Origin of the sequence: Pseudomonas brassicacearum, assembly GCF_003732265.1 — a bacterium.
Classification (GTDB): Bacteria; Pseudomonadota; Gammaproteobacteria; order Pseudomonadales; family Pseudomonadaceae; genus Aquipseudomonas; species Aquipseudomonas brassicacearum_D.
Genome location: NZ_MOBK01000001.1, coordinates 515,927 through 525,178, shown reverse-complemented (window position 1 = coordinate 525,178; position 9,252 = coordinate 515,927). Strand labels below are relative to the sequence as shown.

The window sequence follows — 9,252 nt, the reverse complement described above, 5'->3', positions numbered from 1 at the left end:
ACCAATTCTATATTGGCATCGCGAAAAAAGCCGTACGAGAATCGGTTCCAGAACTTTAAGAACCTGACGGGTATCGACATGCGTGCAACAGCCATTGAATCGATCGAGACGATCATCGTCGATCTGCCGACCATCCGCCCGCACAAGCTGGCGATGCACACCATGCAGAACCAGACCCTGGTGATCATCCGTGTGCGTTGCGCCGATGGCATCGAAGGGATCGGTGAATCCACCACCATCGGTGGCCTGGCCTATGGCAACGAAAGCCCGGACAGCATCAAGACCAACATCGACAAACACTTTGCGCCGCTGCTGATCGGCCAGGACAGCGGCAATGTGAATGCCGCCATGCTGCGCCTGGAACGCAGCATTCGCGGCAATACCTTTGCCAAATCCGGGATCGAAACCGCGTTGCTCGACGCCCAGGGCAAACGCCTCGGCCTGCCGGTCAGCGAGTTGCTCGGTGGGCGTGTGCGTGATGCCTTGCCGGTGGCCTGGACCCTGGCCAGCGGCGACACCGACAAAGACATCGCCGAAGCGGAAAAAATGCTCGACCTGCGCCGCCATCGCATCTTCAAACTGAAAATCGGTGCCGGTGAAGTCAACCGCGACCTGGCCCACGTCATTGCAATCAAGAAAGCCCTGGGTGACCGCGCCAGCGTGCGGGTCGACGTCAATCAGGCCTGGGATGAAGCCGTCGCATTGCGCGCTTGCCGGATCCTCGGCACCAACGGCATCGACTTGATCGAACAGCCGATCTCGCGCAACAACCGCGCCGGCATGGCGCGCCTGAATGCGATGAGCCCGGCGCCGATCATGGCCGACGAATCCATCGAGTGCGTGGAAGACGCCTTCAATCTGGCGCGCGAAGGCGCTGCCTCGGTGTTTGCCTTGAAGATCGCCAAGAACGGTGGCCCGCGCGCGGTGTTGCGTACTGCCGCGATAGCCGAAGCCGCCGGCATCGCCCTGTACGGCGGCACCATGCTCGAAGGTGGCCTCGGCACCATGGCTTCGGCCCATGCCTTTATCACCCTGAACAAACTCGCTTGGGACACTGAACTGTTCGGCCCCTTGCTGCTGACCGAAGACATTCTCAGCGAGCCGCTGGTGTATCGCGATTTTGAACTGCATGTCCCGCAAACACCGGGCCTGGGCCTGAACCTCGATGAAGAGCGCCTGGCGTTTTTCCGTCGCGACAAAACATCCACGTCCGTTCATCAAGCCTGAGGAGAGATCATGCTATTCCACGTAAAAATGACCGTGAATCTACCGGTCGACATGAACCCCGAAGCCGCCGCCAGGCTGAAGGCAGACGAGAAAGCCCTGGCCCAGCGCCTGCAAGAGCAGGGCAAGTGGCGCCACCTGTGGCGCATCGCCGGGCACTATGCCAACTACAGCGTTTTCGATGTCGACAGCGTCCAGGAACTGCACGACCTGCTGATGCAACTGCCGCTGTTTCCCTACATGGCGATCGAGATCGACGCGATGTGCCGGCATCCGTCTTCCATCCGCGAGGATGACCGCTGAACCCAGCCTGTTCAGTTCGCTACGCTAATAATTACAAGATGAGGATCCACCATGAACGTCAAGATTTCCCACACTGCCAGCGCACAGAAGTTTCTCGAAGACGCCAGCGGTCTGCTCAATGATGCCGGCAACCCGCGCGTCAAAACCCTGATCTACCGCATTCTGCGTGATTCGGTGAACATCATCGAAGACCTGGCCGTGACCCCGGAAGAATTCTGGAAAGCCGTCAACTACCTCAACGTGCTGGGCGCGCGTCAGGAAGCCGGGTTGCTGGTGGCCGGGTTGGGTCTGGAGCATTACCTCGATTTGCTGATGGACGCTGAAGACGAGCAGGCCGGCAAATCCGGCGGCACGCCACGCACCATCGAAGGCCCGCTGTATGTAGCCGGCGCGCCGCTGTCCGAAGGCGAAGCGCGACTCGATGATGGCCTCGATCCGGGTGTGACCCTGTTCATGCAAGGGCGCGTGTTCAACACCGCCGGCGAACCGCTGGCCGGCGCCGTGGTCGACGTCTGGCACGCCAACACCGGTGGCACTTACTCGTACTTTGATGCCACGCAATCGGAGTTCAACCTGCGCCGCCGGATCGTCACCGATGCCGAAGGTCGCTACCGTTTCCGTAGCATCGTGCCGTCGGGTTACGGCTGCCCGCCGGACGGTCCGACCCAGCAACTGCTCGATCAACTGGGCCGTCACGGCCAGCGTCCGGCGCACGTGCACTTCTTTATCTCGGCGCCGGATCATCGTCACCTGACCACCCAGATCAACCTCGATGGCGATCAGTACCTGCACGACGATTTCGCCTACGCCACCCGCGATGAGTTGATCGCCCACATCAGCTTCAGCGACGATCAACAACGCGCTGCGGCGCATGGTGTGAGCGGGCGGTTTGCTGAAATCGAATTTGATTTCACGCTGCAGTCGACTGCGCAGCCTGAAGAGCAACAACGCCACGAGCGGGTTCGCGCGCTGGAAGATTGATAGCGAGATCAACCCTGTGGGAGCGAGCCTGCTCGCGAAAGCGGAGTGTCAGTCAACGGTGATGTTGAAGCTGACGCCGCCTTCGCGAGCAGGCTCGCTCCCACAAGGGTTTTCAGTCAATGTTCTAGACTGGACCTGCCACCGCCAATAACAACAACGAGAGTGACCCGATGATGCACGCGCAACTGTTGAGTCAGCGCAGCAGAGTATTCGACCATGCCGACCCCTATGCGGTATCGGGTTACGTCAATCAGCATGTCGGCAACCATTGCATCCTGATGCCCAATGTCGGCCGGCCGCTGGCCAGCCTCGATCACCGCAAATTCGCCAGCCTGGATCTGTGCCGTATCAGCTACGGCGCCAGTGTGCGCGTGACGTCCGGCGCACTCGACAGCATCTATCACCTGCAAGTGCTGCTGCGGGGCAACTGCCTGTCGCGTGGACGGGGTCAGGAACATTACTTCGCGCCGGGTGAGCTGCTGCTGATCAACCCCGATGAACCGGTCGACCTGACCTATTCCGACGATTGCGAAAAATTCATTCTCAAGATTCCTGTCCGGTTGTTTGAGTCGGTGTGCGATGAACAGCGCTGGCGGTATCCGGGGCAGGGCGTGCGGTTCCTGGAGAACCGTTATCAGCTCGATGAGCTGGAGGGTTTCGTCAGCTTGCTCGCGATGATTTGCCAGGAAGCCGAGGCCACCGAGCAGATCCCGCGCGTGCAGGAACACTACGCGCAGATCATCGTCAGCAAAATGCTCAGCCTGATGAAGACCAACGTTATTCGTACCAGCCTGGGTTCACCTGCTTTCGAGGTGATTGCCGATTACATCTCGCGAAACCTCAAGCACGACATCGACAGTGAGGAACTGGCACGCCAGGCGCGGATGAGCCTGCGTTCGCTGTACGGGTTGTTCGAGCGCAACGCGGGAACGTCGCCACAAAACTACATCCGGCAGAAGAAGCTGGAGCGCATCAACCTGTGCCTGAGCGACCCGACGTGCAACGTGCGCAACGTCACGGAAGTGGCCATGGATTATGGCTTCCTGCACCTGGGACGGTTCTCCGACCACTACCGCAAACAGTTCGGCGAACTGCCCTCAGACACCCTCAAACGCCGCCACTGACGGATGTGAGTTCCCTGTGGCGAGGGGGCTTGCCCCCGTTGGGTCGCGAAGCGGCCCCAAAACCTGCAAATTCGATCATTCAGGAAAATCGCATAGCCCGGTTTGCGACTGCTGCGCAGCCGAACGGGGCGGTTCGGCGTTCCGACAAGCCCCCTCGCCACAGGTTCAGCGTCGCACTCAACTAACCAGCATCTCCCTTTGCAGTAAACGGATACACCTCTGCACCCAGCGGATAGTCCGGCACATCCCCCCGTCCTAGCATGGCCCTGCCTGAATAAAAACAATGGAGGCGGCGGCCATGTCCCTGCGACCCGAATACCTTCACTCCCTGCTTGAAGATGACAAGGAAACCGGCATCTACCGCTGCAAGCGCGAGATGTTCACCGATCCGCGGTTGTTCGACCTGGAGATGCAACACATCTTCGAAGGCAACTGGCTGTACCTGGCCCACGAAAGCCAGATCCCCAACGTCAACGATTTCTACACCACCACCATGGGGCGCCAGTCGATCTTCATCGCGCGCAACAAGGACGGTGTGCTCAACGCCTTCATCAACGCCTGCAGCCATCGCGGCGCGACGCTGTGCCGGCACAAGACCGGCAACAAAAGCTCCTACACCTGTCCCTTCCACGGCTGGACCTTCAACAACTCCGGCAAGCTGCTCAAGGTCAAGGATCCGGCAGCGGCCGGTTACCCGGCGAGCTTCAACTGCGAAGGCTCCCATGACCTGACCAAAGTCGCACGGTTCGAGTCCTATCGCGGCTTCCTGTTCGGCAGCCTCAAGGCCGACGTGGTGCCTTTGGTTGAACACCTTGGCGAGTCGGCAAAGATCATCGACATGATCGTCGACCAGTCCGCCGATGGCCTGGAAGTGCTGCGCGGGTCTTCGAGTTATATCTACGAAGGCAACTGGAAACTCACCGCCGAAAACGGCGCCGACGGTTACCACGTCAGCTCGGTGCACTGGAACTACGCCGCCACCCAGAACCAGCGCAAGCAACGCGATTCCGGCGACAGCAACCCAACCATGAGCGCCGGCACCTGGGCCAAGCAGGGCGGTGGTTTTTACTCCTTCGACAAGGGCCACATGCTGCTCTGGACGCGCTGGTCCAACCCCGAGGACCGTCCGTTGTACGAGCGTCGCGACGAATTGGCCCGGGATTTTGGCAAGGCCCGCGCCGACTGGATGATCGAGAACTCGCGCAACCTGTGCCTGTACCCGAACGTGTACCTGATGGACCAGTTCAGCTCGCAAATCCGCATCGCCCGGCCGATCTCGGTCAACCGCACGGAAATCACCATTTACTGCATCGCGCCCAAAGGCGAAAGCGACCACGCCCGTTCCAGCCGGATTCGCCAGTACGAGGATTTCTTCAACGTCAGCGGCATGGCCACCCCGGACGATCTGGAAGAGTTTCGCTCGTGCCAGACCAGCTATCAGGGCAGCGTCACCACCTGGAATGACATGTCCCGGGGCGCCGAGCACTGGATCGAAGGCGCGGACGAGGCGGCCAAGGAAATCGACCTGCACCCGCTGCTCAGCGGCGTGCGCACCGAGGACGAAGGCCTGTTCGTGCTGCAACACAAATATTGGCAACAGACGATGCTCAAGGCGCTGGCCGCCGAACAGTCCGAATTGATTGCAGTGGAGGCCGTGCAATGACCATCACCTACGATGCCGTGCGCGATTTTCTGTACCGCGAAGCACGCTACCTCGACGACAAACAGTGGGACGACTGGCTGGAGCTGTACGCCTCCGATGCGTCCTTCTGGATGCCTTCCTGGGACGACAACGACGAGTTGACCGAGGACCCGCAGCGGGAAATTTCACTGATCTGGTACGGCAACCGCACGGGGCTGGAAGACCGCATCTTCCGCATCAAGACCGAGCGTTCCAGCGCGAGCATTCCGGACACGCGAACCTCGCACAACCTCAGCAACATCGAGTTGCTCGAACAGGCTGATGGTCTGTGCAAAGTGCGCTTCAACTGGCACACCCTGAGCTTTCGCTACAAGACCGTCGACAGCTATTTCGGCAGCAGTTTCTACACCCTGGATGTGCGTGGCGAAAACCCGCTGATCAAGGCCAAGAAAGTGATCCTGAAGAACGATTACGTTCGCCAGGTCATCGATGTCTACCACTTGTGAGGCGGCGGTCATGACCCATTCCATTGCATTTAATTTTGAAGACGGCGTCACCCGGTTCATCGACGCCAATGTCGGTGAAACCGTGGCCGATGCCGCGTACCGCCAGGGCATCAACATCCCGCTGGACTGCCGCGACGGTGCGTGCGGCACCTGCAAATGCTTCGCTGAGGCCGGCCGTTATGACTTGGGCGAGGAGTACATCGAAGACGCACTCAGCGCGGAAGAAGCCGAGCAGGGTTTTGTCCTGACCTGCCAGATGCGCGCCCAGAGCGATTGCGTGGTGCGGGTGCCGGCGTCCTCGGAGGTTTGCCGCACGCGGCAGGTGAGTTATGACGCGACGATCAGCGCGGTGCGGCAGTTGTCCGATAGCACCATTGCGCTGTCGATCAAAGGGGAAGCGTTGAGCGCGCTGGCGTTTTTGCCGGGGCAATACGTCAACCTCGGGGTTCCGGGCAGCGAGCAGACCCGCGCGTACTCGTTCAGTTCGTTGCAGCGCGACGGCGAGGTCAGCTTCCTGATTCGCAATGTGCCTGGCGGCTTGATGAGCAGCTTTCTCACCGGCATGGCCAAGGCCGGCGACAGCATGAGCCTGGCCGGGCCGTTGGGCAGTTTCTATCTGCGCGATATCCGCCGTCCGTTGTTGCTGCTGGCCGGTGGCACGGGGCTGGCGCCGTTCACCGCGATGCTGGAAAAAATCGCCGAGCAAGGCAGCGAGCATCCGCTGCATTTGATCTACGGCGTGACCAACGATTTCGACCTGGTGGAACTCGACCGCCTCGAAACCTTCGCCTCGCGCATCCCGAATTTCAGCTTCAGCGCCTGCGTGGCCAACCCCGACAGCCAACATCCGCTCAAGGGCTACGTGACTCAGCACATCGAGCCGCGGCATTTGAACGAGGGCGACGTCGACGTCTACCTGTGCGGCCCGCCGCCGATGGTCGAGGCGGTCAGCCAGTTCATTCGCGAGCAAGGTGTCCAGCCTGCGAATTTCTACTACGAGAAATTCGCCGCCAGCGCGGCTTGAGTAGCGCACGCGATCCAGTGTGGGAGCGGGCTTGCTCGCGAAGGGGGCGGGGCATTCAACGGAGATGGCGCCTGTGAAACCGCTTTCGCGAGCAGGCTCGCTCCTACAGGGCAGTGTTTTTTTACGAGGTGGGTATGAACAGATTTCACGAAAAAGTGGCGCTGATTACCGGGGCTGCCCAAGGCATTGGGCGGCGGGTGGCAGAGCGCATGGCCGCTGAGGGCGCGCGGTTGATTCTGGTCGACCGTTCCGAGCATGTGTTCGAGGTGCAGCAGCAGTTGGGCCAAAGTAATCAAGTACTGGCCCTGACCGCCGACCTTGAGCAATACAGCGAATGCAGTCGCGTGATGCGAACCGCCATTGAGCGATTCGGGCGCCTCGACGTGTTGGTCAACAACGTCGGCGGCACAATCTGGACCAAGCCGTTCGAGCACTATGCCGAGGAGCAGATCGAAGCCGAAGTCCGCCGCTCGCTCTTTCCGACGTTGTGGTGCTGTCATGCGGCGCTGCCGTTCATGCTGGAGCAGGGCAGTGGCGCCATCGTCAACGTCTCGTCCATCGCCACGCGCAGTATCAATCGCGTGCCGTATGGCGCGGCGAAGGGCGGGGTCAACGCACTGACCGCCTGCCTGGCCTTCGAAACCGCCGGTCGCGGGGTGCGGGTCAATGCGACCGCGCCTGGTGGCACCGAAGCGCCGCCTCGGGTCATTGCGCGCAACAGTGCCGAGCAAAGTCCTGAGGAAAAAGTCTGGTATCAGCAGATCGTCGACCAGACGCTCGACAGCAGTTTGATGAAGCGCTACGGCACGCTGGATGAGCAGGCGGGCGCTATTTTGTTTCTGGCCAGCGACGAAGCGTCTTACATCACCGGCATGATCATGCCGGTCGGCGGCGGCGACCAGGGCTGACGCTTACAGGCGCCGCCGAAACGCTTTGACGATCTGGCGCGTGGCCTCGCTGGTGCTCAGGTTGTCGACCGTCTCCAGCGGATGCCAGATGCAGTCGATGATTTCGTTTTGCGGCCGGGCCTGCTCAAGGTTCGGCACCGACGCTTCGTAGACATGGTGGCGGGTGCCGCCCGATTCCAGCTCCATGAGGTACAGCAGGTTGTCGGCGTCCAGACCGGTTTCTTCTTGAAGCTCACGCAACGCGGCGCCCGCCGTGGTTTCACCGGGCTCGACTTTTCCGCCGGGCAAGCTCCAGCGACACCTGGGTTTACGCACCAGGAGAACATGTCGGTCCAGTTCGCAAATGACCGTTGCACGTACTTTCATCGGTTACCTAACAATCGGATGTCATAAAAACGAAATAAAAATGCAACATTCGGGCCGTGAGCTCTGTTTCAGGGGTTAGAGCGATGCTCTCTGCGAAAAGTGCAATTGAACGCTGGATTCCTGACGCGACGTCTGGTCGGCACTTGAGCAAGGGTCGGGTGTAAGGTATTGGACTCAATCGTCGGTTCCACTACCGAACAGGAGGTGACCATGAGTGTTCCGATGCTGAATAAAATGCACATGAACGGTTATGACGTACTAAGCGTAAACAATGGCCCCTGGCGGGTCTGCACCCAAGGTGACAGGCTGGGGTCTTTCAGCTGCAGAGAGGAAGCGCTGGCCTATGCGGCATCGCTTCCAGCCTATAGAGCGCGCAAGGTTCGCCCGTCAGCGCAAAAGTCAGAATGACAGCACGCTTGAAGCCCCGGAATGCCGGGGCTTTTTTTGGGGAGACCTGCAACAAGCCTGTTTCCGGCTAGGTCGCTCAGTAGCCTCCACCACCGCTTGTACGTGAGGGTTCACGGGCTTTCTCTTGTACATGGCTCCATTCGGCGCAGGTCATGAAGCTTTTATGGTCGACCTTGCCGTTGCCATCGAAGCTGACGTTGTACGACTGATGCTGCTCCGCCTGCGTTAATTTGTAGTCAAAACAACTGCCAGGCTGCACCGTACGCTCGGTGATCGCGACCGGTTGACCGCCGATCTGCTGCACTTGATCCTTGCTCATCCCGGTCTGGACGTTGGCAACCAGGGGCTGGGTACCGTAAATGTGTTCCTCGGTGCTGCAGCCACCCACCGCCAGCAGGACTGCCAGCGTGAACAGCGACTTGTTCATGGCAGTGCTCCCGTCAGTGAGCTTTCGTCCGACTGATCACCTTGGCTTTCACCTCTTCGGAATAACCCGCCAGCACTGCTTCATCGCCCTGAAACAATGCGCACAATTTGAGAACGGCATCCGCATCAACTTCATTACCTGCCAGACGTAACTGTTGCTCAATGCGCAGCAACTCGACCGCCGACCACCTCAAATCTGACGCAACGCTTTGCAGGTCACGGCGAAGTTTGTTTTCATCTTCATTAAGCCACATGACGACCTCCAGCAATGTCTCGGTAGGAAAGAGTAGTTCCATTTAGAACGGCGCAACGTTTGTTCGTCAGATTCCCGTGGGATAGA

The 9,252-nt window shown here is 59.8% G+C and carries 12 protein-coding genes; 9 read left to right on the top strand and 3 right to left on the bottom strand.

The annotated features are described in order from the left end of the window. Positions 1-78: 78 nt before the first annotated feature. From BK660_RS02540 to BK660_RS02495, 8 genes are all read left to right on the top strand, one after another. Positions 79-1,227, top strand: coding sequence for a muconate cycloisomerase family protein (locus BK660_RS02540; RefSeq protein WP_185044937.1), 1,149 nt, complete (start codon positions 79-81; stop codon positions 1,225-1,227). A 9-nt stretch (positions 1,228-1,236) separates the two neighbouring features. Next, entirely contained in the window at positions 1,237-1,527 is a 291-nt protein-coding gene (gene catC / locus BK660_RS02535; protein WP_123431928.1) for a muconolactone Delta-isomerase, read from the top strand. Between the two features lie 51 nt (positions 1,528-1,578). Next, on the top strand, positions 1,579-2,508 hold the full coding sequence (gene catA / locus BK660_RS02530) for a catechol 1,2-dioxygenase (RefSeq protein WP_123431927.1): 930 nt from the start codon (positions 1,579-1,581) through the stop codon (positions 2,506-2,508). A gap of 170 nt (positions 2,509-2,678) precedes the next feature. After that, positions 2,679-3,632: an AraC family transcriptional regulator gene (locus BK660_RS02525; RefSeq protein ID WP_123431926.1), complete on the top strand. Its 954-nt coding sequence runs from the start codon at positions 2,679-2,681 to the stop codon at positions 3,630-3,632. A gap of 298 nt (positions 3,633-3,930) precedes the next feature. Beyond that, on the top strand, positions 3,931-5,295 hold the full coding sequence (benA, locus tag BK660_RS02515; RefSeq protein WP_123431925.1) for a benzoate 1,2-dioxygenase large subunit: 1,365 nt from the start codon (positions 3,931-3,933) through the stop codon (positions 5,293-5,295). Further along, the gene (benB, locus tag BK660_RS02510; protein ID WP_123431924.1) at positions 5,292-5,780 is read left to right on the top strand and encodes a benzoate 1,2-dioxygenase small subunit; all 489 of its coding nucleotides are present in this window, start codon (positions 5,292-5,294) and stop codon (positions 5,778-5,780) included. Before benA ends, benB begins: the two co-directional genes overlap by 4 nt. A 10-nt stretch (positions 5,781-5,790) precedes the next feature. Then, a complete protein-coding gene (gene benC / locus BK660_RS02505; protein WP_123431923.1) occupies positions 5,791-6,804 on the top strand; it encodes a benzoate 1,2-dioxygenase electron transfer component BenC in 1,014 nt (337 codons plus the stop codon). A gap of 134 nt (positions 6,805-6,938) precedes the next feature. Next, positions 6,939-7,712 (top strand): 1,6-dihydroxycyclohexa-2,4-diene-1-carboxylate dehydrogenase, encoded by a 774-nt coding sequence (locus tag BK660_RS02495; protein WP_123431922.1) that lies wholly within the window; start codon positions 6,939-6,941, stop codon positions 7,710-7,712. 3 nt (positions 7,713-7,715) lie between these two features. On the opposite strand, the gene BK660_RS02490 is transcribed toward BK660_RS02495, so the two are convergent. Further along, positions 7,716-8,078 carry an NUDIX hydrolase gene (locus BK660_RS02490; RefSeq protein WP_123431921.1) on the bottom strand — a complete coding sequence of 121 codons (363 nt, stop codon included), beginning with the start codon at positions 8,076-8,078 and terminating at the stop codon, positions 7,716-7,718. Positions 8,079-8,288: 210 nt separating this feature from the next. On the opposite strand from BK660_RS02490, the gene BK660_RS32890 reads away from it, so the two are divergent. After that, positions 8,289-8,486: a DUF2188 domain-containing protein gene (locus BK660_RS32890; protein WP_123431920.1), complete on the top strand. Its 198-nt coding sequence runs from the start codon at positions 8,289-8,291 to the stop codon at positions 8,484-8,486. A 76-nt stretch (positions 8,487-8,562) separates the two neighbouring features. Here the strand turns inward: BK660_RS32890 and osmE are convergent, their stop codons facing one another. Then, complete coding sequence (gene osmE / locus BK660_RS02480; protein WP_123431919.1) at positions 8,563-8,913, bottom strand: osmotically-inducible lipoprotein OsmE; 351 nt, start codon at positions 8,911-8,913, stop codon at positions 8,563-8,565. 13 nt (positions 8,914-8,926) lie between these two features. Further along, positions 8,927-9,166: a hypothetical protein gene (locus BK660_RS02475; RefSeq protein ID WP_123431918.1), complete on the bottom strand. Its 240-nt coding sequence runs from the start codon at positions 9,164-9,166 to the stop codon at positions 8,927-8,929. Between the last annotated feature and the right edge of the window lie 86 nt (positions 9,167-9,252).